The sequence below is a fragment of the Flavobacterium sp. genome (assembly GCF_040402955.1).
Classification (GTDB): Bacteria; Bacteroidota; Bacteroidia; order Flavobacteriales; family Flavobacteriaceae; genus Flavobacterium.
In genome coordinates, this window is sequence record NZ_JBBALQ010000006.1 from 56,445 (window position 1) to 78,071 (window position 21,627).

At 30.0% G+C, this 21,627-nt stretch carries 19 protein-coding genes and 1 riboswitch; of the genes, 10 read left to right on the plus strand and 9 right to left on the minus strand.

What is annotated here, in order from left to right; translation table 11 throughout:
* Positions 1-4: 4 nt before the first annotated feature.
* Entirely contained in the window at positions 5-1,351 is a 1,347-nt protein-coding gene (locus tag ABWP78_RS04760) for a DNA recombination protein RmuC (RefSeq protein WP_353169638.1), read from the minus strand.
* A 211-nt stretch (positions 1,352-1,562) separates the two neighbouring features.
* Between ABWP78_RS04760 and ABWP78_RS04765 the strand changes: the two genes are divergently transcribed.
* Positions 1,563-2,147: a pseudouridine synthase gene (locus ABWP78_RS04765; protein ID WP_353169639.1), complete on the plus strand. Its 585-nt coding sequence runs from the start codon at positions 1,563-1,565 to the stop codon at positions 2,145-2,147.
* A 10-nt stretch (positions 2,148-2,157) separates the two neighbouring features.
* Here ABWP78_RS04765 and ABWP78_RS04770 read toward each other — a convergent pair whose 3' ends face one another.
* Genes ABWP78_RS04770 through ABWP78_RS04780 form a run of 3 tightly spaced genes read right to left on the minus strand, consistent with a single transcriptional unit; the run spans position 2,158 to position 5,117 of the window.
* Complete coding sequence (locus tag ABWP78_RS04770; RefSeq protein ID WP_353169640.1) at positions 2,158-2,943, minus strand: ABC transporter ATP-binding protein; 786 nt, start codon at positions 2,941-2,943, stop codon at positions 2,158-2,160.
* 12 nt (positions 2,944-2,955) lie between these two features.
* Positions 2,956-3,984: an iron chelate uptake ABC transporter family permease subunit gene (locus tag ABWP78_RS04775; protein ID WP_353169641.1), complete on the minus strand. Its 1,029-nt coding sequence runs from the start codon at positions 3,982-3,984 to the stop codon at positions 2,956-2,958.
* 2 nt (positions 3,985-3,986) lie between these two features.
* The gene (locus ABWP78_RS04780; RefSeq protein ID WP_353169642.1) at positions 3,987-5,117 is read right to left on the minus strand and encodes an ABC transporter substrate-binding protein; all 1,131 of its coding nucleotides are present in this window, start codon (positions 5,115-5,117) and stop codon (positions 3,987-3,989) included.
* A 64-nt stretch (positions 5,118-5,181) separates the two neighbouring features.
* A riboswitch (cobalamin riboswitch) is annotated at positions 5,182-5,384 on the plus strand.
* Between the two features lie 76 nt (positions 5,385-5,460).
* On the opposite strand from ABWP78_RS04780, the gene ABWP78_RS04785 reads away from it, so the two are divergent.
* The 3 genes from ABWP78_RS04785 to ABWP78_RS04795 all read left to right on the plus strand — a co-directional run bounded on the left by ABWP78_RS04785 (position 5,461) and on the right by ABWP78_RS04795 (position 8,556).
* The gene (locus ABWP78_RS04785) at positions 5,461-7,383 is read left to right on the plus strand and encodes a TonB-dependent receptor plug domain-containing protein (RefSeq protein WP_353169643.1); all 1,923 of its coding nucleotides are present in this window, start codon (positions 5,461-5,463) and stop codon (positions 7,381-7,383) included.
* 113 nt (positions 7,384-7,496) lie between these two features.
* Positions 7,497-8,018 carry a GFO_1090 family protein gene (locus tag ABWP78_RS04790; protein ID WP_353169644.1) on the plus strand — a complete coding sequence of 174 codons (522 nt, stop codon included), beginning with the start codon at positions 7,497-7,499 and terminating at the stop codon, positions 8,016-8,018.
* Positions 8,019-8,022: 4 nt separating this feature from the next.
* On the plus strand, positions 8,023-8,556 hold the full coding sequence (locus ABWP78_RS04795; RefSeq protein ID WP_353169645.1) for a GFO_1091 family lipoprotein: 534 nt from the start codon (positions 8,023-8,025) through the stop codon (positions 8,554-8,556).
* Positions 8,557-8,574: 18 nt separating this feature from the next.
* Here ABWP78_RS04795 and ABWP78_RS04800 read toward each other — a convergent pair whose 3' ends face one another.
* The 5 genes from ABWP78_RS04800 to ABWP78_RS04820 all read right to left on the minus strand — a co-directional run bounded on the left by ABWP78_RS04800 (position 8,575) and on the right by ABWP78_RS04820 (position 15,058).
* Positions 8,575-11,400, minus strand: coding sequence for a GH92 family glycosyl hydrolase (locus tag ABWP78_RS04800; RefSeq protein WP_353169646.1), 2,826 nt, complete (start codon positions 11,398-11,400; stop codon positions 8,575-8,577).
* 84 nt (positions 11,401-11,484) lie between these two features.
* Entirely contained in the window at positions 11,485-11,892 is a 408-nt protein-coding gene (locus ABWP78_RS04805) for a hypothetical protein (RefSeq protein WP_353169647.1), read from the minus strand.
* Between the two features lie 14 nt (positions 11,893-11,906).
* A complete protein-coding gene (locus tag ABWP78_RS04810) occupies positions 11,907-12,746 on the minus strand; it encodes a GIN domain-containing protein (protein WP_353169648.1) in 840 nt (279 codons plus the stop codon).
* A gap of 248 nt (positions 12,747-12,994) precedes the next feature.
* Complete coding sequence (locus tag ABWP78_RS04815) at positions 12,995-14,722, minus strand: PspC domain-containing protein (RefSeq protein WP_353169649.1); 1,728 nt, start codon at positions 14,720-14,722, stop codon at positions 12,995-12,997.
* Positions 14,723-14,728: 6 nt separating this feature from the next.
* Positions 14,729-15,058 carry a PadR family transcriptional regulator gene (locus ABWP78_RS04820; protein WP_353169650.1) on the minus strand — a complete coding sequence of 110 codons (330 nt, stop codon included), beginning with the start codon at positions 15,056-15,058 and terminating at the stop codon, positions 14,729-14,731.
* Positions 15,059-15,256: 198 nt separating this feature from the next.
* On the opposite strand from ABWP78_RS04820, the gene ABWP78_RS04825 reads away from it, so the two are divergent.
* The 6 genes from ABWP78_RS04825 to ABWP78_RS04850 all read left to right on the plus strand — a co-directional run bounded on the left by ABWP78_RS04825 (position 15,257) and on the right by ABWP78_RS04850 (position 21,042).
* Positions 15,257-15,712 carry a DUF4442 domain-containing protein gene (locus ABWP78_RS04825; protein WP_353169651.1) on the plus strand — a complete coding sequence of 152 codons (456 nt, stop codon included), beginning with the start codon at positions 15,257-15,259 and terminating at the stop codon, positions 15,710-15,712.
* Positions 15,713-15,793: 81 nt separating this feature from the next.
* The gene (locus tag ABWP78_RS04830; protein WP_353169652.1) at positions 15,794-16,699 is read left to right on the plus strand and encodes a TIGR01777 family oxidoreductase; all 906 of its coding nucleotides are present in this window, start codon (positions 15,794-15,796) and stop codon (positions 16,697-16,699) included.
* Between the two features lie 146 nt (positions 16,700-16,845).
* Positions 16,846-17,382: a nucleotide exchange factor GrpE gene (locus ABWP78_RS04835; protein WP_353169653.1), complete on the plus strand. Its 537-nt coding sequence runs from the start codon at positions 16,846-16,848 to the stop codon at positions 17,380-17,382.
* A gap of 42 nt (positions 17,383-17,424) precedes the next feature.
* Positions 17,425-18,537 (plus strand): molecular chaperone DnaJ, encoded by a 1,113-nt coding sequence (gene dnaJ, locus ABWP78_RS04840; RefSeq protein WP_353169654.1) that lies wholly within the window; start codon positions 17,425-17,427, stop codon positions 18,535-18,537.
* 164 nt (positions 18,538-18,701) lie between these two features.
* Entirely contained in the window at positions 18,702-19,622 is a 921-nt protein-coding gene (locus tag ABWP78_RS04845) for an ABC transporter ATP-binding protein (RefSeq protein WP_353169655.1), read from the plus strand.
* A 115-nt stretch (positions 19,623-19,737) separates the two neighbouring features.
* Positions 19,738-21,042, plus strand: coding sequence for an ABC transporter permease (locus ABWP78_RS04850; RefSeq protein ID WP_353169656.1), 1,305 nt, complete (start codon positions 19,738-19,740; stop codon positions 21,040-21,042).
* Positions 21,043-21,627 lie beyond the last annotated feature (585 nt).

The window sequence follows — 21,627 nt, forward strand, 5'->3', positions numbered from 1 at the left end:
TGAATTAATTGTCAGTTTCAGTTAATAATACTTCATCATTTTCTGCTCTTTTTAGTAATGCTTCTGGTAAAGCTTTTTTTGCTTTAGCTCCCATTTTCTTCAATTTTTCAGCACTGTTAACTAAATTTCCTTTTCCTTCGGTAAGTTTATTCATTGCTGCAGAATATTCTATTTTGGCTTCGTCCATTTTCTTACCAATTTTAATTAAATCAGAAACAAAACCTTCAAATTTATCATACAAAGCACCTGCTTGACGCGCAATTTCAATGGCGTTTTCTTGTTGTTTTTGATTGGTCCACATACTATCTATCGTTCGTAAAGTCGCTAATAGAGTTGTAGGAGTAACAATCACAATGTTTTTTTCAAATGCTTTGTTATATAACGTTAAATCTTCTTGTAAAGCCAATGCAAAAGCGGGTTCAATAGGAATGAACAACAAAACAAAATCAGGACTTTCCATTTGATAAATGTCTTGATAACGCTTTTCACTCAATTGTTCTACGTGTCGTTTTACCGAATTTACGTGCTCTTTTAAATGAATATTTTGTTGTGCATCGTCTTCTTCATTTACATATTTTTCATAAGCTGTTAATGATACTTTACTGTCTACCACCATCTTTTTTCCATCTGGTAAATTGATAATTACATCGGGTAAAATTCTTGTGCCTTCTGCGGTTGTAAAGGCTTGTTGCACTTCGTATTCTCGACCTTTTTCTAATCCAGACTTTTCTAATACGCGTTCTAAAACAAGTTCGCCCCAATTCCCTTGCATTTTACTATCGCCTTTTAATGCCTTAGTTAAGTTGATAGTTTCTTTGCTCATTTGGGCATTCATTTCGCTTAAGCTAACAATTTGTTGACGTAATGCAGCGTGATAATCAATACTTTCTTTATGTGTGTCTTCAACTTTTTTCTCAAAATGTAAAATTTTATCTTGTAATGGTGATAAAATATTTTTTAAGTTTTCTTTGTTTTGTTCGGTAAATTTCTGCGTTTTTTCTTCTAAAATTTTATTGGCTAAATTTTCAAATTCTTTACTAAATTTTTCTTGTAATTGATTGATTTCTTCTTTCTGTTCTTTTGTTCGATTTAATAAATTGTCGAAATCATTTTCTTTTTTTGCCAATAAAATAGCAAATTCTTCTTTTTCAGTTTGTGTTTTTTGTTTCTCGATTTGCAAATTCTGAAACGATGATTTTAATTCTGCAAGTTGATGCGATTGGGATGTTAATTGCCCTTCTAAATTGCTTTTTTCAGCATTAGATTGTGTTTTTGAAAGCAGTTTGCCAATATAAAAACCAATAATTAAGGCAATTAAAATGGCGAATACTAAGATAATTGATGTGTTCATTTTCGGGATATAATTTGTTAGCTAGTAAAAATACTATTTTTTTTAAATCAAACACAGAATAAATAAAATAAAACATATAGGCACATAGAATTTTTGTAATCATAAAGTCATTTTATTTAAGATAGCAACACATAGCTTGAAATTTATTTACTTCATAATTTTTATTTTTTCTATGTGACTATGTGTTTAAAATTAGTACTATTTTTGCAAGATGAAGATACACCAACATTTTATTTTACATAAGCCACACGGTTTTATTAGTCAATTTGTTTACGAATTAAAACGAAACAAAAGAAAATTAGGTGAACTTTATGATTTTCCAGAAGGCACAATGGCTATTGGAAGATTAGATGAAGATTCTGAAGGGTTATTATTACTAACAACCGATGGAATGATAAGCGAATTGGTAAGAAGTAAAAAAGTGGAGAAAGAATATTATGCACAAGTTGATGGAATTATTACATTAGAAGCTGTTGATCAACTGAAAAATGGTGTAGAAATTGGTTTTCACGGAAAAAAATATAGTACTAAAAAATGTCAAGCGAAATTGATTGATAATCCAACTCAAATTGGCGAAGGCAGAAGAATTAGAGATGAACGTCACGGACCTACAAGTTGGGTTTCTATAACGCTAACCGAAGGAAAATTTCGACAAGTACGAAAGATGACTTCAGCTGTTGGTTTTCCAACCTTACGATTAATTAGAGTTCGAGTTGGAAATATTGAATTAGATAAATTAAAAGCTGGCGAAGTGCGAGAAATTTTTGAAGCAGATTTTGACAGAATTCTGGATTAATTTTTAAGGTTTATCTCACGATAAACTTACCGTGTGTTTTATCAAAAACAATATGTTCGTCTTTAAATAAGGTATCAAAAACACCTTTTTCAATTAATTTGCACGGTTGATCTTGAATGGTTTTTTCATTTGTCATCACAATCATTTCATCAGAAAGTTGAATGGCCAAATCGATATCATGAGTTGAAAATAAAATGCATTTTTCCGATTCGTGTGCCAGTTTTTGTAATAATTTAAATACCGAAACTTTGTGAAATAAATCCAAATGGGTTGTGGGTTCATCCAAAATAATTAAATCTGTATCTTGAGCCAATGCTTTTGCAATTAAAACTTTTTGTAATTGTCCGTCTGAAATTTCGTAATGTTTTTTTTCTGTTAAATGTGCAATGTTTGTAAGTTGAATCGCTTTGTTGATTTTATTGATATCATCTTCTGATAAGGTTCCTAACCAATTGGTATACGGTTGTCTTCCTAAAGCAATTAATTCCCAAACGGTTAAATTACTACTTGGTAGTTTATCGGTTAAAACCAAACTTTGTTGTTGTGCTAAATCAGAATTTTCAATTGAAAAAATATTTTTGTTGTTTAAAATTACGTCACCCGAAATTGGTGTTTGAATAGCAGTAATTGTTCGTAATAATGTTGATTTTCCAATACCATTTCCACCAATTAATGTGATTAACTTACCTTTTGTTAATGAAATATTGATATTACTCGCAATGGTTAATACTTCTTTTTTGGAAGCATAACCAATGGATAAATTTTTGGTATGTAATATGTTAGTGTTATTATTCATCATCATATAATTCTAACTGATTCCTCTTTTTCTTACCAACAACCAAATTACAATTGGTGCTCCTAAAATTGATGTAATTGCATTAATTGGTAATGTAAAATCTAAACCTGGTAATTGTGAAACAGTATCACAAATAAGCATAATTACTGCACCTAAAATCATCGTAGAAAAAAACAATGTTTTATGATTACTTGTTTGAAATACTAATTTTGAAATGTGTGGAACGGCTAAGCCGACAAAGGCAATTGGTCCTACAAATGCAGTTATGCTTCCTGCTAAAATTCCAGTTGCAATAAAAATTAAATTGCGTTGTTTTTTAATATCTATTCCTAAACTTTTTGCATAATTTTCCCCAAGTAGTAAAGCATCTAAACTTTTAATTGAAAACAAGCTTAATAACAAACCAATTATTACTGAAATACTTAAAATAGAAATTTGTAACCAACTTAAGTTTCCTAAATTTCCCATTGACCAAAATGTGAATTTTTGTAATTGTTCTGCGGTACTAAAATAAGTTAAAACGCTTACAATTGCTCCAGTGAAACTACTAAACATTAATCCAACAATTAAAATTGAAAGCGTGTCTTTTAATTTTTTGGAGACTAAAAAAACTAAAGCTAATACGAATAAACTTCCTAAAATGGAGGCGAATAATATACCTAAACTGGATACAAAAAGTTCTGCTAAAAAACCTGGTAAAATCGAAGCTCCCATAATTACAAAAGCCACACCCAGACTGGAGCCAGAACTTAATCCCAAAACATATGGTCCAGCTAATGGATTTCTGAATAATGTTTGCATCAACAAACCCGAAATTGATAAGCCAATACCAACTAAAGCGGCTGTGATTGCTTTTGGTAAACGGAAATTGATAATAATATATTCCCACGTGTCTTTTACTTCTCCAAATCCAAAAATTGATTTTGCAACTTCTTTTATAGGAATAGCCACTTGACCAAAACTAATATTTAGTATAAAAACAACTGCTAAACCGACTAGTAAAGCAGAAAATAGGATTTTATGTTTTGCGTTTTTTTTCAATTTTATTTTAGTTTTTCAAAGAAATATAGTTGATAATTAGGTAATAATTCTGGATGAAATATTTTTACTAAATCTTTCAACACTAAATCTGGTCGATTAGGCGCTAATTCGTAATAAATTACACCACCCGTTTTGCCTTTCTTTTTACTAAACGAATAAATATTTTTTGCTTTAAAAGCTTTAAATTTTGAATAATGTGGATTCGCGTTTTTAATTTCTTCTAAAGAAGTATATTGATCCATAAACCAAATATCGGCATTTTTGGCAATACTATATACTTTTTCAAATGATAAAGATAGGCTTCCCGTTCCTTTAGTTTTTGCCCATAAATAGTTTCCATTTGCATTGGTTATAAATTTTGCACCCCAACTTTCGCCTTGTGGCAAATACCATTTATCTTCGTATAAAGATCCACTAAAAACAGTTGGTTTTACTTTTGTTTTTTCAACTAATTTTAATGTTTCATTATATGTTTTTTCGATTGATTTGAAAATTTCATTGGCTTGTTTTTCTTTTCCAAAAAGAACACCAAAAAGTTTAATCCACTCCACTTTACCTAAAGGTGATTGCTCATTCCAATCGCCATTTAAAATTACTTTTAATCCGTTTCTTTCTAAGTTATCTAAAGTCGGATTACTATTGTCTAAACCATAACCCATAATAATATCTGGTTGTAGATTTATTAAAACTTCAGTATTTAACGACTGATTACTTCCTAATTCTTTTATTTTTCCAGCATCAATTAAGTTCCTTACTTTTTCTGAAGAAATGTAATTTAAATTCGGAAAACCAATTAGTTTATTTTCTTCTCCAAGCATTTCTAATGAAGGAATATGTGTAGTAGAAGTTAAAACAATAGTTTTAATTGGTACTTGAATTTGAGTAAAATTTTTATATTCTGTTGGAATTACCGCATTTTTCTTCTTTAAAATATAAGAATATTTCTTTTTTGCATTTGGCCACGGCGAAGTAACTTCTACAATTGAATAATTTTCTTTTGTAATGATAGTTATACCTTTAGCGTGTTTTATTTCGTTATTTCTTGTGTTTTCTGATGCCTTACTTTCCTTGTTATTACAAGATATAAAAGTAAATAAAAACAAAAGAAAACTTATTTTTTTAGCAAGATACATTTGTGAAATTTTTTACAAAAGTAAAAGATATTTATATAGTTTGATTTTAATTTTTAATTAATTACATTTACACCTGAATTTTGGTTGATGTTCTATAACATAGAATAATCATTAAAAGGGAATCAGGTACAAGACCTGAGCTGTTCCCGCAACTGTATGCTACTAAACGTTAGTGTTATCTGCAAATCCACTGTTTCGCTTAAAACGAGATGGGAAGGAAGACACTAATAGGCAAGCCAGGAGACCTGCCACATTCATTGAGTATCAAACTTTCGGGAAAAAAGGTTTGGGTATGGGTAATTCTATGCTTTTCTCCCATTTTGGAAAAATTTAAATTAGAAAAATGAAACGTAATTTCATTAAACTATCTGCGTATTTTACGTTGGTAACTTCTTTTGCTTTGGCTCAAGAACAAAATCTGTCAAAAACAATTCAAGAGATTGTAATTTCCGACACCAAATTTGCGCAAAGCAAAGAAAAATCAGGAAAAATTATTGAAAAAATTACAGCAAAAGATTTAGAAAACAAAAAAGGGCAAACTTTAGCCGCTGTCCTAAGTCAAGTCGCTGGAGTAGAAGTTGCTGGAAGTCAATCTGGAACTGGGAAAAACTTAGAATATTACATTCGAGGTGGAAGAAGTCGTCAAGTATTAATTGTAATTGATGGTGTTCCTGTAACTGACGCTTCAGGAATTGGTTTTCAATATGATTTGCGTTTGTTGCCAGTAGAACAAATTGAAAGTATTGAAATTATGAAAGGAGCAGCCAGTACTTTATATGGTTCTGGAGCTGCAACAGGCCTAATTAATATTACTTTAAAGAAAGCCACAAAAAAAGAGATTGAAGGTACTGTTTATATGAATTTGGGAACACAAAACACAGCCAATCAAACAAAAACAAACGCGCAGGATTTCAATCAAGGTTTTTCTGTGAACGGTTCAAAAGGTCGATTTTCGTATTTAACATCTTTAAATAGTACCGAAACAAAAGGAATTAGCGAAGCTGCAGGAACGAATTTTGAAACGGATTATTTTTCTAGGGTAAATGCCTTGCAAAAAATTGGAATTCAATTTAATTCTAAATTTAGCATACACGCTTTCACTAATTATGATAGATTAAAATCTTCTTTTGATGGTGGAAACTTTACTGATGAAACGGCAAATATTTCACTTTCGGAGCAGTTTAGAGTTGGGTTTACACCAAAATATAAATATACAAATGGTGAATTAAATTTAGTAACGGGTTTTACTAATTTGGAAAGACATTATGATACATATAGTTCTTGGTCTTCTAGTATTGAAAAATCGTATTACAAATCTAGAAGTTTTTCTATTGATATGTTCAATAAGTATAATTTTTCAAAATCATTTTTCTTGATTTTAGGAACGCAATTTCAATTTATGGATATGCAAGAAGAAACTGCTTATGAATATATTTTAAATTCACAAGCTAATTTTAATGTGGTAGATCCTTATGTAACAGCCGTTTATTATTCAAATTTTGGTTTGAATATTAATGTTGGTGCTAGATCAAACAATCATAATGTATATGGTAGTCATACAACATTTAATTTTAATCCGTCCTTTAGTTTCCATAAAACACCTTTACGATTAATTTTTTCTTACAGCTCAGCATATATTACACCTTCATTGTATCAATTATTTTCGCCTTACGGAAATTTGAATTTAAAACCCGAAGAAAACACTACTATTGAAGCAGGTTTTGAAACTACAGTACTCGATAAAAAAGTTACATTAAATACCGTTGGTTTTTATAGAGAACAAGAAAATACTTATGATTTTTTTACAGATTCGACGTCTTATGAATCTCAATATATTAATAATTCAAATGTTGTCATCGCAAAAGGAATGGAAACCACTTTAAGTATAAAACCAATTTCCTACTTTTCGATAAATGGAAATTATACATTTACACAAGTTGCCGAAGCGCAAAGCAAGTTAATTCCGAAACATAAAGTAAATGTTTCATTTGATGTTGACTTAACAAAAAAAATCCATTGGAACACCCAATATCAATATGTGGAATCCAGAAACGATGCCTATTTTGATAGTATTACATTCGCTACGATAAATACAGTTTTAGCTTCCTATCAAGTAGTAAACACAAATTTTTCAATTGATGTAGTACCAAATAGATTGTCAATTTTTACAGCTATTACCAATATTTTAGATAAAGATTTTTATGAAAACATAGGATATTCTGCAAGAGGAAGAAATTTTAAATTAGGAATTAATTTTAAGTTTTAAAATTAAAGTAAACGTAAGATTTATTTGCGTTTTTGTTTTATGTAACAATTTTGAAACAATGTTGTCTAATCTTTGGAATAGATTTTGATATTCAAACTAAAAAAAAGTGAGTTATGAAAAAAATTATTGTTTATGTTGCTTTGATGGTTTCATCTTTGGTATTTTCACAAAATGCTTTTGATAAATTAGAAGATAAAGAAGGTATAGAAAGCATTGTGGTTTCTAAAAAAATGTTCGATTTAATGAGTAAAGTTAAAGTTGATGCAAAAGACAAAGAAATGCAGCAATATATGAACTTGCTTAAAAAATTAGATAATTTACAAGCATATTACACCTCACAAGCGAAATGGAGTGGCGATTTGAACGCGGCTGCAGCTTCCTATTTAAAAGCAAATCCTTTAGATGCGATTTCGTCCACTACGCAAGATGGAAACGTAATTAAAGTATACGGAAAAACAGATGCTAATGAAACCAATGTAAAAGAAGTTTTAGTAGTGGTAAACGGTAATTTTAATGGAGTAAAAACATCAATTGTTTCAATAAAAGGTGATTTTCCTTTGAGTGAAATTGCATTACTTGTTAAAAAATTAAATCTTCCAGGCGCCGATATTTTAAGTAAAATTGATAAAAAATAATCGGATGAAAAAAATATTTTTACTTGTTATTGTAGCCATTTCATTCAGTTGTAAACAAGAAGCTTCTTTGCAAAAATACTTTGTGGAAAGTGGCGAAAAAAAGGAATTTATGGCGTTAGACGTTTCTTCTTCTATTTTAAATATTAATGAAACCAAATTATCTGCGTCAGAAAAAGCGGCATTAGCATCGTTTGATAAAGTAAATATTTTAGCTTTTAAAAAAGACGGAAAAAATAATGCTCAATACACAAAAGAAATAAAAGAAGTTAAAGAAATTTTAAAAGACACGGTGTATCAACCATTAATAAAATTAAATGGAGTAGGGCAAAACGCCTCAATAATGATAGTGGGCGACAATAAAGAAATTGACGAGTTAATTCTATTCGGAAACAAAAAAGAATTAGGTTTTACAGTAATACGAGTTTTAGGAAACGATATGAAACCAGAAAATGCAATGGAATTTTTAAGTATTCTGCAAAAATCAAATATTGATATGGAGCAATTGAAACCCATATTAAATTTTGTGAATAAGAAATAACGTATTTTTAGATTAATTCTATTTTACAGTAATCTCATCCACAAATATAAACGCATCACCGCCAAAACCTTGATGCCATTCTGGTAATTTTCCGAAGTTTTTGGCGATTACTTTCACATAACGTGCTTTTTTGTTTTTGGTTTCGTTAGCAGTGAAATTTAAAATAATGTTTTCTTCAATTTTTGGATCTAACGTATTGTTTATCGAACCGAAATAGGTAAAATTCACATTATCATCTGAAATGTAATATTCCACTTTGGTTGGCATTACAATCCACGAACGTTGGTCTTGTAAAAAACGTGCTGAAATTTCAGTAATATCTTTAACTTCTTGCAAATCAACAACTGCTTCAAAATCTTGACTTTGGTAGCCTTGCCAATCGCCTTTTCTCCAATTTTCGGTTCCTAAAATACCATCTAACAATCCTTCAGGACCACCAGCGTGATATTGCGGATTGTATTTAGATTTGATGTTGATGCTATAGTTGTTTGGTTTTTTGAAGAATTGAGCAGATATGGTGTTGCTTCTTATAGCTGTGCTATCGATACTAAATTCAGTGTAATGATAAATTTCCGTATATGCATTTACTTTTGTTGATTTTTTTATCAATATTGGCGATTTGTATTCTTTAAAATTCAATTCATCATCAAAAGAATAATATACTTTTCCAATTGATTTATATGGTTTTAATTCAATCTTTAAATCTGTAACAAATGATTTATTTTCTACATCAATTATTGGAACTATATAATAATAATTTTCACGAGGTTTATGTCTTAAGCAATTTACCCAATCATATAACTCAAAATTAATAAAATATGATTCCTTTTCTTGAGTTCTGGGAAGTTTAATCAACTTCTCGGTATTTTTTATATTTACATTTTCAAAAATTGGATCAACAGTATTAATATATTCTTGCCCAGGAGTTACTTGATATAATCCTATTGAACTCAAAACATACCAAGCACTCATTTGACCACAATCTTCATTGCCTATTAAGCCATCTGGGGTATTTTTGTAGAAATTATCTAAAATATACTTGACTTTTTCATTCGTTTTTTCAGGTTTGCCTACATAATTGTATAAATAGGCCATATGGTGACTTGGTTCGTTTCCGTGTGCGTATTGTCCAATCAATCCGGTAACATCGACTTGTTCTCTACCTGTCGTTTTACTTTCAGCGTTGAAAAGCGCGTCTAACTTGACTTCAAACTTATCCTTTCCTCCATGCGCTTGAATTAAACCCTCAATATCTTGTGGTACGAAAAACGAATATTGCCACGAATTTCCTTCCGTAAAATTATTATTGACTTCTCTTGGATCAAACGGTTTGTCCCAACCGCCATTTTTCTTTGGACGCATAAAACCCGTTTCCCAATCAAAAATATTTTTCCAATTTTGAGAACGCATCATAAAATACTGATAGTCTTCTTGCTTTTTTAAAAGCTTAGCCATTTGGGCAATACACCAATCGTCATACGCATATTCTAAGGTTTTAGAAACGCTTTCGTGTTCGTCATCCATCGAAATGAAGCCGTTTTTCTTATAGGCTTCTAAGCCCAAAACATCTCTCATAGCTGAGGCTTTACTGGCTTCAAAGGCTTTTTCGTAATCAAAACCAGTTATGCCTTTTGCCATCGCATCTGCGATTACAGAAACCGAATGATAACCAATCATACAATCCGTTTCATTTGACGCCAATTCCCAAACGGGTAATCTACCGCCTTGTTCGTATTGTTTGATGAACGTATTGATGTAATCAGAAGTTCGTTTTTTATCGATTAAGGTGTATAATGGATGCGCGCCTCTAAACGTGTCCCATAACGAAAAAACCGTATAATAATCAAAGCCTTCTGCTGTATGAATTTGGTTGTCTCTACCACGATATTTCCCGTCTAAATCTTGTGCAATATTGGGTTGCATCATCGTGTGATACAAGGCTGTGTAAAAAATCGCTAACTTATCTTTATCATCAGAAGTTACTTCAATTTTTGATAATTCTTTGTTCCAAAGGATTTCTGCCTCTTTCTTAACTTTTTCAAAATCCAAAAGGTTGATTTCGGAACTGTTAAGCTTAGCACCTTCATAACTTGTTGGCGATAGCGATACTTTTACGTGGATTTTTTCGCCTTTTTTAACAGATTTAGAGAAACTTAAAGCCAATTCAGTTCCTTTATAAATTCCTTCTAATTTAGTATTTTCCTTGTTTTCTTCTTTAACTAGATTCACTTTCAAAGGCACATTAAACTCAATTCTAGCAAATACATATTGATTTCTTGCCCAAGCTTCGCTTCTTCGTAAGACTTCAATGGTTCTATCATCAATAATTCTTATAGTTCCTTCCAAAAGCTTATCGCGATGATTCAAATCTAAAATAATATTGGCTTGTCCAGCTTTATTAAACGTATATTCGTGTAAACCAACACGAGTAGAAGTGGTTAAACGCACATCGATATTGTGTTTTTCTAATTTCACTGCATAAAATCCAGCGGAAGCTTTTTCATTGGCATGCGAAAAAGTAGAGGAATAGATATTTTTATCAAACGAAGGTTTACCCATAGTCGGCATCAACATAATATCACCATAATCTGAAACACCGGTTCCATTCAAATGCGTATGCGAAAATCCGTAAATAGTACTATCATCATAATGATAACCACCGCAGCCATCCCAACTGCCATCAATACGCGTATCTGGGGACAATTGTACCATTCCATAAGGCACAGTTGCGCCAGGAAATGTATGTCCGTGTCCGCCAGTTCCAATAAATGGATTGACGTGTTTGGCAAAATCTTGTGCGAATAATAAAGTGGGAAGTAGTATAAATAAAATTGCTTTCTTCATGATAATAGAATATTGTTGATGTAAATTTCAACAAACTATTTAAAAAAAGCAATTTTATAAGAAATTAAATCTAAAGGATGTGGTTTATTTGCTTAGTACACCCTTACAATTAATAGTATGAAATTCTATGTTGTTTTCGTCTTTGATGGTATTTGCTTCAAAGGTGAAGTTTTTATCATATAATTTTCCGTTTAGAAAATACGTAAGCATAAAATGATTGTTTAATTGCAATACATTATTTTCTAACAATTCTATTTTAATAGCAATTTTAGGAGCGACTTCATTGAAAGAATGTCGGAAATAACCTGTTTTTCTTTCTTCATTATTCAGTAATCCTGAAGCATTGGAAACTACCATTGCCATTTCTAATTTTTCTGAAGTATCGTTTAATAAGTAGGCATACCAACTGTTTTCTCCAAAATCTTCATTCCATTCTTTAATAGCCACCACATATACGTTTTCTACTTCAGGAATAATAATGTCTTTTTTCATGAGAAGTTACTGCTTTATTTTATTTTTTTAGATAAAGTAGCCGTGTTTGTAAATATCTTTAAATCTACTTTTGGTTCTCCTAACAAATCAATTTGGGTATTTCCTGATGCTGAAATTTCAATGGTTTTTTGAGCATTAACAAAACACGATGTGTAGCCTTCTGCAATTAATTCCATATCAACAACGGTGAATTTTTTAGCCACTAAACTTGAATTATTATCTAATCTTATTTTTGCAATTTGCGCATCACCTTCAATAGTTGCTTGCGATTTTTGGTATAAATCTATCTTAGATTCTGGTGAAGCAATTAAAGCTTTTAAATTGGCATCTTTACTTAATTCTACAACAGATTTTTCCGCTTGCACATTTATTTCTGCTTTCGATTTATCTGTTAATATTAATGTAAAATTAGTAGATTTTACATTTAAAAAAGATTGCGATTTATCAAAGTTTTTAACTGTAATATTTGCTAATGCTATATCTGCAATGGCATTAACTTTACTAGCATGTCTTGCTACAATTGTTTTTAAGCTGTCGTTATAATTTACTCTAATAGCCATTTTTTTCTCGCCAACGGGTTGTTTTAATGCGGTCAATTTTAAAGTTTTTCCTAAAACAGAAAAACTAATAATGTCATGTAAGTTATCGTCCGCTTCAATTTCTATTGATGTTTTTTCTCCTTTTACGAAATACACATCCAAAAATTCTTCAATTTCTACATGTTCAAATTCTTCTACTTCTTTCACAGAAATAGTTACAATTTTTGAACCTTTTATTTTTTCTAGTTTCGCTTGAGCTGTTGCTAATGAAAAACTAAACAATGTAATAACGAAAAGTGCAATTGATTTTATCATTTTTGTGTTTTTTAAATTTTAAGGACAAATATATTAAAAAAAATCCCGAAAAAATCGGGATATATATGTTATGATATTAGAAATTTTATCTTAAAAAAAAGATCTTAAAAAATACTTTCTATAAATTGAATTACTAACTGTACAGCAATGTCAATTATTTTAATTACAAATTGTATCATGATTTGTTGGGATTTTAGATTAATATCTGTTGTAAGATTAAGTATAAATTATGAAATGAATGTTAAAATTTAATTAAATGTTCTGGTTTTTGTTTCAGTTCGTATTATTTCATTTCCGTTCACGTTTACTTTTACTGAAACCTTTTCAATACTATCATTTTCAATAGTAGTAGTTTCTACTCTGTTATTTCCAAAAATTTCACTTGAGACGTTTATAACATTGGTTTCTTCATCATCTTCATCAAGCGGGCAATTGGTACATAATACTTTGTTTTCTCCAACTATGTAAATATAAGTATCTGAACTATGATGTAAGTTGAAATAATCATTTTCAGATCTGTCAAAGTGTTTGAAGTTTTTATCTACTTTAAAAATGGTTCCTTTAGGTAAATATAAAAACAGTTCTACTTCTTGGTCATGTTTTTTATTAGCTAAATCGGTAATCCAATAATTATCTAAAATTAAATTGTTGTTTTCAATTTTAACAGTGTATTTTATTTTTTCAGCAGTTTGTTTGGCTTTTTTAATGCTACTCCCTTCAGCAGATTTTTCAATTTGTAAAAAAGCAATTGGATCGTTTGTTTCTACTATTTTTATAGATACATTATTTGAAAATATTATTTCTTTATCAGTATCATCATGAATAACTTCAAAATTTTCATAATCGTAATTATCTTTGCCGTATAAATTATTTGAAATAAATTTAATAGTTAAGGTATCAGTTGGTTTTAAATTGATGGCTACTTTTTCGATATCTTTTCCCGTATATGCATTTTGACTAATTTCTTTTATAGTTAAAAATAATACTGTTCCCAATCCGATTATCCAAATGGCTAATAGCGAATAATTTATAGAATTTCCAATTGATTTCATTCTGGTTGAAAGTAATTTTAACCCTAAGATTAATAAGAAAAACAAAGGAATTCCAACAACTATAATTAATAATATTCCTTGAATCCAAATAGGTGTTTCGAAACTAAAAGGAGTGTGAATGTGATTGTATAGGAAATTATCTGGCATAGATGAGAAAAACATCATAGCAATTCCTCCAATAATAACACTAATTAATGTCATAGAGGTAAAAAGCACAATAAAACCGCCAATTATCTTAGAAATTACATTAAATATTGACGTTACAATTTCACTTATTGTTTTTCCAATTTTTTCTGCTCCTGATTTAGCATTAGAAGCAATTTTGTCTTGGTCTAAATTTGAGAATTTATCTGAAATTTCGTTAAAACCTTCTTTTACTTTTTTCTCAATATTTGAAATGTTTATAGGTTCCCCTTTCATTTCTAATTTTTGAGAAGTGGTAACAGCTTCTGGAATTAATATCCATAATATAATGTAAAACATAAATCCTGCACCACCCAAAATTACCATTATGATTCTTAACCATAACGGGTCAACACCAAAATAATGTCCTAAACCTGATAAAACACCTCCTAAAAACGAGTTTTCTTTATCTCTATATAATTTTTTTGATATGCTTGTAGATGCAAAATTTGTGTGTAAATCATTTTTTGGCGTTTCTTCTTCAATTTTATAATCTTCAGGTTGCCCCATAATCGTTATAATATCATCTACTTCTTTCAAGCCAATAACTTGTTTAGTAGTACCTAATTTTTCTGTAAAAAGTTCCGAAATTCTACTTTCTATATCATTAATAATTTCTTCTCTACCATCCGGCGATAATGAACGTCTAACGGCATCAAAGTAGTTGCTTAATTTTTTAAAGGCATCTTCGTCAATATGAAAGAAAAAACCGCCTAAATTTATACTTGTTGTTTTGTTCATAACCTGTTATTTTTGATTAGTTATAGTGTTTACAGCACCTGATAATTCTCCCCAAGTGTTGTTTAATTCTTTTAAAAATTCTTTTCCTTCATCCGTTAAGCCGTAATATTTTCTTGGTGGTCCCGATGTCGATTCTTCCCAACGATACTTTAATAAATTATCGTTTTTTAATCTGGTTAATAAAGGATATACGGTACCCTCTACAACAAGTAATTTAGCGGTTTTTAAAGTGTCCAAAATTTCAGAAGTGTATGCGTCTTTTTCTTTTAATACAGATAAGATGCAAAACTCTAAAACACCTTTTCGCATTTGAGCTTTTGTGTTTTCAATATTCATTTGAGCTTGTTTTTTTAATCACGATAAAACGATTTAAAATTGAGTACAGTACTTAGTACATTATTTTATTATGCAAATATATATCTATAAACAGATACTTTGTTAAGCATAGTACTAATATTTAACATAATTTTAACATTTAAACTTTTTATGATTACAACTATTTTTTTGTTATTTTTACGTAAAATATAAATAGATATGGAGTTTACACCTTTCAAATTAAATGCGTTTACCTTTTTTAAATTGCCTTCCGCATTTTGGAGTGGGGTTCGAGTAAAACAAATCACATCTGATATTTGTAAGGTAACAGTGAAACACAGTTGGTTCAATCAAAATCCGTTTAAATCTATGTATTTTGCCGTACAAGCTATGGCTGCCGAATTTACAACAGGAGCTTTAGTTATGTTTCATATCAAAACAAGCGGAAAAAATATTTCTATGCTTGTGGCTCAAAATAAAGCGGTGTTCACAAAAAAGGCAACGGGTAAAATTAGTTTTACTTGTAATCAAGGTAATGAAATTTCGGATTGTATTAAAAAAGCAATTATATCTAGTGAAGGTCAAACGATATGGTTAACGTCAGTAGGAATTAATGAAAATGGCGAACAAGTTTCTGAAATGCAATTTCAATGGACCATAAAATCAAGAATATAATTTTTAGACATTTGTTAATCTTAGTTAATGTTTAATCTTAAAGCATAACTAGTTGTAAATTTGAAAGATAAAACAATATAAATGACTATATTAATATCAGGAGCAACGGGTTTAATAGGAAAAAAAATGGTGTCTTTACTTAAAAATGACAACCATATAATTCATTATTTAACTACATCAAAATCCAAAATTCAAAGCACTACAAATCAAAAAGGATTTTATTGGAATCCAGATAAAGGAGAAATTGATCTTGCTGCGTTTGAAGACGTTTCCGTTATTATTCATTTAGCAGGTGCTTCGGTATCAAAAAAATGGACCACTTCGTACAAAAAAGAAATTATACAAAGTAGGGTTCAAAGTGCCAATTTACTTTTCAAAACACTACAATCTCATCCAAATTCGGTAAAACATTTTGTCTCTGCTTCTGCTGTTGGTATTTATCCAGATGATTTCACTGCCATTTATCACGAAGATAATGTATCTGTAGATGATTCTTTTTTAGGGGAAGTAACGCAACTTTGGGAAGAAAGCACCAATTTATTTAAATCCTTACCATTATTGGTAACCACAATAAGAATCGGAGTCGTTTTAGCTAAAGAGTCGGGTGCATTAGTTGAAATGACAAAACCTATAAAATACGGATTTGGAGCTGCTTTGGCATCTGGAAAACAATATGTGTCTTGGATTCATATTGATGATTTAGTGGCTATTTTTAAATATGTTATAGATCATAATTTGGAAGGTGTTTACAATGCTGTTTCGCCATATCCCACAACAAACGAAGAACTAACAAAAGCAATTGCAAAAACCATTCATAAACCTTTGTTTTTGCCAAATGTTCCAAAATTTGTTTTACGTTTACTTTTAGGCGAAATGCATAAAATTGCAACCAGTAGTCAACACGTGAGCTCAAGAAAAATTCTTGATTCAGGTTTTCAATTTCAATTTGCTTTACTTAGCAAATCCTTGCAAAATCTATTGAAATAATATAATAAATTCTCTCTTTTTATAGTTCTGTCCAAAATAATTATTTTTTGGCTGGGTTATTTGTGTTCTGATTTACTGACAATGTGTCACAAATTAAAGAATGGCAATACTTTTGCAATCTCATTTTGAAAATAAATTATACAATTATGAGTCAAGAAAATACTGAAAACATCGAAAAAGAGATCCTTAAGGATGAAAATGTTATAGAAAATCAAGATGTTCAAGAAAATAATGAGCCAGAAGTGTCAGTTGAAGATCAATTGCAAGAACAAAAAGATAAATTCATTAGATTATATGCCGAATTTGAAAATTACAAAAAAAGAACTTCAAAAGAACGTATAGACTTATTCAAAACTGCTGGACAAGAAATTTTACAATCAATGTTACCAGTTTTAGATGATTTTGATAGAGCTTGGGCTCAGGTTTCTCAATCCGATGATGAAGCTTTAGTAAAAGGTGTAGAATTAATTCACGAAAAATTAAAATCAACACTAGTTTCTAAAGGATTGGAAGTAGTTGAAATTAAAGCAGGAGATGCATTCGATGCAGATTTCGCTGAAGCAATTACTCAAATTCCAGCTCCAACACCTAAATTAAAAGGAAAAATTGTTGACGTAATCGAAAAAGGGTACAAATTGGGTGATAAAATTATCCGTTTTCCAAAAGTAATTTTAGGTAACTAATATTTCTATAATCATTCATTTTGAATGTATTAATAAAATAAAATGAAAAAAGATTTTTACGAAGTTTTAGGTATAAGCAAAAATGCTTCACCTGAAGAAATAAAAAAAGCATATCGAAAAAAAGCGATTCAATATCATCCAGATAAAAACCCTGGAGACGCTGCTGCAGAAGAAAGTTTTAAAACTTGTGCCGAAGCATATGAAGTGCTAAGTGACGCAAACAAAAAAGCCAAGTACGACCAATACGGACATCAAGCCTTTGACGGAAACGGTGGCTTTGGTGGCGGACACGGTGGTATGAATATGGATGACATTTTTAGTCAATTTGGAGATATTTTTGGTGGCGGTTTTGGTGGTTTTGGAGGCGGAGGCGGAGGCCAACGTAGAATGAAAGGAAGTAATTTGCGTATTAAAGTAAAATTGACTTTAGAGGAAATTGCCAATGGTGTAGAGAAAAAAGTAAAAGTAAAAAGAAAAGTTCAAGCTGCTGGTGTAACTTACAGAACGTGTTCTACTTGTAATGGGCAAGGTCAAGTAATGCGAGTTACAAATACTATTTTAGGTCGTATGCAAACTGCTGCAACATGTCCTAATTGTGGTGGAGCGGGTCAAATGATTGATAGCAAACCTGCCAATGCTGATAGTCAAGGTTTTATTACTGATGACGATACGGTTTCAATTAAAATCCCTGCGGGTGTTGTTGATGGTATGCAATTAAAAGTTGCTGGTAAAGGAAATGATGCTCCTGGCAGAAATAGTGTTCCTGGAGATTTAATTGTGGCTATTGAGGAAATTGAGCATGAATTTTTAAAACGAGAAGGCGAAAATTTACATTATGATTTATATATCAGTTTTCCTGAAGCGGCTTTAGGAATTTCAAAAGAAATTGAAACGGTTTCAGGAAAAGTTCGTATTAAGTTAGAAGAAGGCATCCAATCAGGTAAAATTCTTCGTTTGAAAGGAAAAGGAATTCCAAGTTTAAATAGTTACGGAAATGGTGATTTGCTTGTTCACGTAAATGTGTGGACACCAAAAACGTTAAATAAAGAGCAAAAACAATTTTTTGAAAGTATGATTTCGGATGAAAATTTTGTCCCTAAACCTGAAAAATCAGATAAATCGTTTTTTGAAAAAGTAAAAGATATGTTTTCGTAATTGAAAATTGATATACATTTTAAAAATCTCAATCAATTCAGATTGGGATTTTTTTTTGACCTAAATTTTAAAGTATGCTATTTTTGAAAAAAAGCTAATTATTTTTTAAAAAGATGTAACAAAATCCCTATATTACACACTAATTCAGAAAAGAAATACTGCAAATGAATACTATTTTAGAAGTTAAAAACGTAGTGAAACAATATGGCGATTATACCGCTTTAAATTCCGTGTCATTACGTGTTCCTGAAGGAAGCATATATGGATTGTTAGGTCCAAATGGCGCTGGAAAAACCTCGTTAATTCGTGTCATTAATCAAATTACTTTGCCAGATGCTGGTGAAATAATTTTAAATGGTGAAAAACTAAATCCGAATCACATTTCAATGATTGGCTATATGCCGGAAGAACGTGGTTTGTACAAATCTATGAAAGTAGGCGAACAATGTTTGTATTTGGCTCAACTAAAAGGTATGAGCAAACAAGAAGCCAAAAAACAATTAAAATATTGGTTCGAAAAGTTTGAAATAGAAACATGGTGGGATAAAAAGCTTCAAGAACTTTCTAAAGGAATGGCTCAAAAAGTGCAATTTATTGTAACGGTGCTTCACAATCCAAAATTATTAATTTTAGACGAACCATTTTCTGGATTTGATCCTGTAAATGCCAATTTAATCAAAGATGAAATTATTGAATTAAACAAAAAAGGAACATCCATTATTTTTTCAACGCATCGAATGGAAAGTGTTGAAGAAATGTGCGATTACATTGCGTTAATTCATAAATCGAACAAATTAATCGAAGGAAAATTGGAAGATGTAAAACGTAAATTTCGAACAAATACATTTCAAGTTGGCGTAATGACACAAAATGTGGAAACATTAATGTATCAATTAACGCAAAAGTTCACTATCGGTCAAACCGATTTTAAATCGTTAAACGATGATTTAAAATTGGAAGTTCAGTTAGGAAATCATTCTTCAAATGAATTATTAAGTATTTTATCTCAAAACGGACAAGTAACCCATTTTGCAGAAAAAATTCCAAGTGTAAATGATATTTTTATTCAAACGGTAACAGAATAGATATTTTAGATTAATAGAATTTTAGAGGGTTAGATTTTCTAAAATTTTAATACACTTAAATATCAAATAAAGCTAAAAATCTAAGAAGTCTAATCTTCTAAAAATCTAAAATATAATGAACAAATTAGTATTAATCGTACAAAGAGAATTTATTGCCAAAGTGCGCAACAAATCTTTTATAGTGATGACTTTTTTAAGTCCGCTAATTTTCTTAGGAATGACTTTTTTAATTGGCTATTTATCTAGTTTAAACAAAGATGAAGCTACTAAAATTGCCATTTACGATGAAGGAAATATATTAAAAAGTAGTTTAAAATCAGATAAAGAAACTGCTTATACAGATTTGTCTGCGATGCCATTTAAAGTGGCAAAAGATACAGCAAGTAAAAGCTATGAAGGGCTTTTGTTTATTCCAAAAACGGCAACTATTCAAGATTTAAAGTCTAAAGTTGAATATATTTCTGATGAAAGTGCCAGTGCAGAATTTATTTCAAATATAGAATTTGTAGTAGATTCTATCTTAACTCAAGATAATTTCAAAGCTAATAATTTAGATATTTCTAAAATTGAAAAGGCAAAAGTGGAATCGACTTTGCAATTAAGCAAATATTCTGGAGATGCCAGTTTAAAAGGAATCAATGAAATTAAAATTGGATTAGGTTTTGTTTTTGGCTATTTAATTATGATGTTTATTATCATTTACGGAAACTTTGTGATGCGAAGTGTGATTGAAGAAAAAACCAATCGAATTATAGAAATTGTCATTTCATCCGTAAAACCATTTCAGTTAATGATGGGGAAAATTATTGGGAATTCTTTAGCAGGAATTTTGCAATTTACCATTTGGGCTATTGTTGGAACCTCTATTTTCTTTATTGTTTCTACTTTTTTTGGTGCAGAAACAGCCGCAAGTGCTAATCCGCAAGCAGTGAAATTAGCCACTGAAAATAGTGGATTAATGGCAAAATTACCTCTGTATTTAGATGAATTAGGAAACTTACCGATTGCTACAATTATCATTTCGTTTATATTTTATTTCATTGGTGGTTATTTCTTATATAGTTCTCTATACGCTGCCATTGGTGCCGCTGTTGATAACGAAACCGATTCGCAACAATTTTTATTGCCTATTATTATGCCTTTAATGTTAGGTGTATATATCGGATTTTTTACCGTTGCTAACGATCCTCACGGAAATATTGCTACGATTTTTTCTATGATTCCGTTTACATCGCCAATTGTAATGTTAATGCGAATTCCGTTTGGTGTGCCTACTTGGCAAATAATTGTGTCTTTAGTCTTATTATTTGCTACATTTGTGGGAGTAGTCTGGTTTGCGAGCAAAATTTACCGAGTAGGAATTTTAATGTACGGAAAAAAACCAACTTGGAAAGAATTATATAAATGGTTGAAATATTAAAAGGAGTTTAAAAGGTTTAAGTTTAAAAGTTTAGAAGTGATATGGATTTTTTAGTTTATGGGTTACCAATAATTTTAGCTTTTAGTTTTATTTATTCAAATTTTATTATTAAAAAAGCTGAAAAAAATTTAGATTTTGAATTTGTTAATAAATTGCAGGTAATTAAAGAAAAAGAAAGAAAAAAAATATTTTTGTTTTTGTTTTTCCCTATTTTTTATTCGTCTTTTAATACGATTTTAGACAAATTTGAAATAGAGTTTTACTTCATTATTGCTTTTGTTTTTCTAATGATTTTTCTAATTCTATTTTTGTCATATAAAAAATATAATAACTTTAAAAATCAAAACTTTCCAAATGACTTTTTAAATGAAATTATAAAATCTGAAACAATTAAATTAATAGGAATCGTTTCAGTTTTTGTCTTTATTTTAATATCATTTTAGTTTAAGTGTTTTGAAGATATTTATCAAACCCTTTTAAACTTTTAACTATTGAACTTTTAACCCTAAAACCGAATGAGTAAAATCCTTATCATAGAAGACGAAGCGCCAATTAGACGCGTTTTAAATAAAATTTTATCGGAAG

Bases quoted from the DNA above. Each gene is read 5' to 3' on its own strand.
- ABWP78_RS04760 (WP_353169638.1), bottom strand. From the start codon at position 1,351: ATGAACACATCAATTATCTTAGTATTCGCCATTTTAATTGCCTTAATT.
- ABWP78_RS04765 (WP_353169639.1), top strand. From the start codon at position 1,563: ATGAAGATACACCAACATTTTATTTTACATAAGCCACACGGTTTTATT.
- ABWP78_RS04770 (WP_353169640.1), bottom strand. From the start codon at position 2,943: ATGAATAATAACACTAACATATTACATACCAAAAATTTATCCATTGGT.
- ABWP78_RS04780 (WP_353169642.1), bottom strand. From the start codon at position 5,117: ATGTATCTTGCTAAAAAAATAAGTTTTCTTTTGTTTTTATTTACTTTT.
- ABWP78_RS04785 (WP_353169643.1), top strand. From the start codon at position 5,461: ATGAAACGTAATTTCATTAAACTATCTGCGTATTTTACGTTGGTAACT.
- ABWP78_RS04790 (WP_353169644.1), top strand. From the start codon at position 7,497: ATGAAAAAAATTATTGTTTATGTTGCTTTGATGGTTTCATCTTTGGTA.
- ABWP78_RS04795 (WP_353169645.1), top strand. From the start codon at position 8,023: ATGAAAAAAATATTTTTACTTGTTATTGTAGCCATTTCATTCAGTTGT.
- ABWP78_RS04800 (WP_353169646.1), bottom strand. From the start codon at position 11,400: ATGAAGAAAGCAATTTTATTTATACTACTTCCCACTTTATTATTCGCA.
- ABWP78_RS04805 (WP_353169647.1), bottom strand. From the start codon at position 11,892: ATGAAAAAAGACATTATTATTCCTGAAGTAGAAAACGTATATGTGGTG.
- ABWP78_RS04810 (WP_353169648.1), bottom strand. From the start codon at position 12,746: ATGATAAAATCAATTGCACTTTTCGTTATTACATTGTTTAGTTTTTCA.
- ABWP78_RS04815 (WP_353169649.1), bottom strand. From the start codon at position 14,722: ATGAACAAAACAACAAGTATAAATTTAGGCGGTTTTTTCTTTCATATT.
- ABWP78_RS04820 (WP_353169650.1), bottom strand. From the start codon at position 15,058: ATGAATATTGAAAACACAAAAGCTCAAATGCGAAAAGGTGTTTTAGAG.
- ABWP78_RS04825 (WP_353169651.1), top strand. From the start codon at position 15,257: ATGGAGTTTACACCTTTCAAATTAAATGCGTTTACCTTTTTTAAATTG.
- ABWP78_RS04830 (WP_353169652.1), top strand. From the start codon at position 15,794: ATGACTATATTAATATCAGGAGCAACGGGTTTAATAGGAAAAAAAATG.
- ABWP78_RS04835 (WP_353169653.1), top strand. From the start codon at position 16,846: ATGAGTCAAGAAAATACTGAAAACATCGAAAAAGAGATCCTTAAGGAT.
- dnaJ (WP_353169654.1), top strand. From the start codon at position 17,425: ATGAAAAAAGATTTTTACGAAGTTTTAGGTATAAGCAAAAATGCTTCA.
- ABWP78_RS04845 (WP_353169655.1), top strand. From the start codon at position 18,702: ATGAATACTATTTTAGAAGTTAAAAACGTAGTGAAACAATATGGCGAT.
- ABWP78_RS04850 (WP_353169656.1), top strand. From the start codon at position 19,738: ATGAACAAATTAGTATTAATCGTACAAAGAGAATTTATTGCCAAAGTG.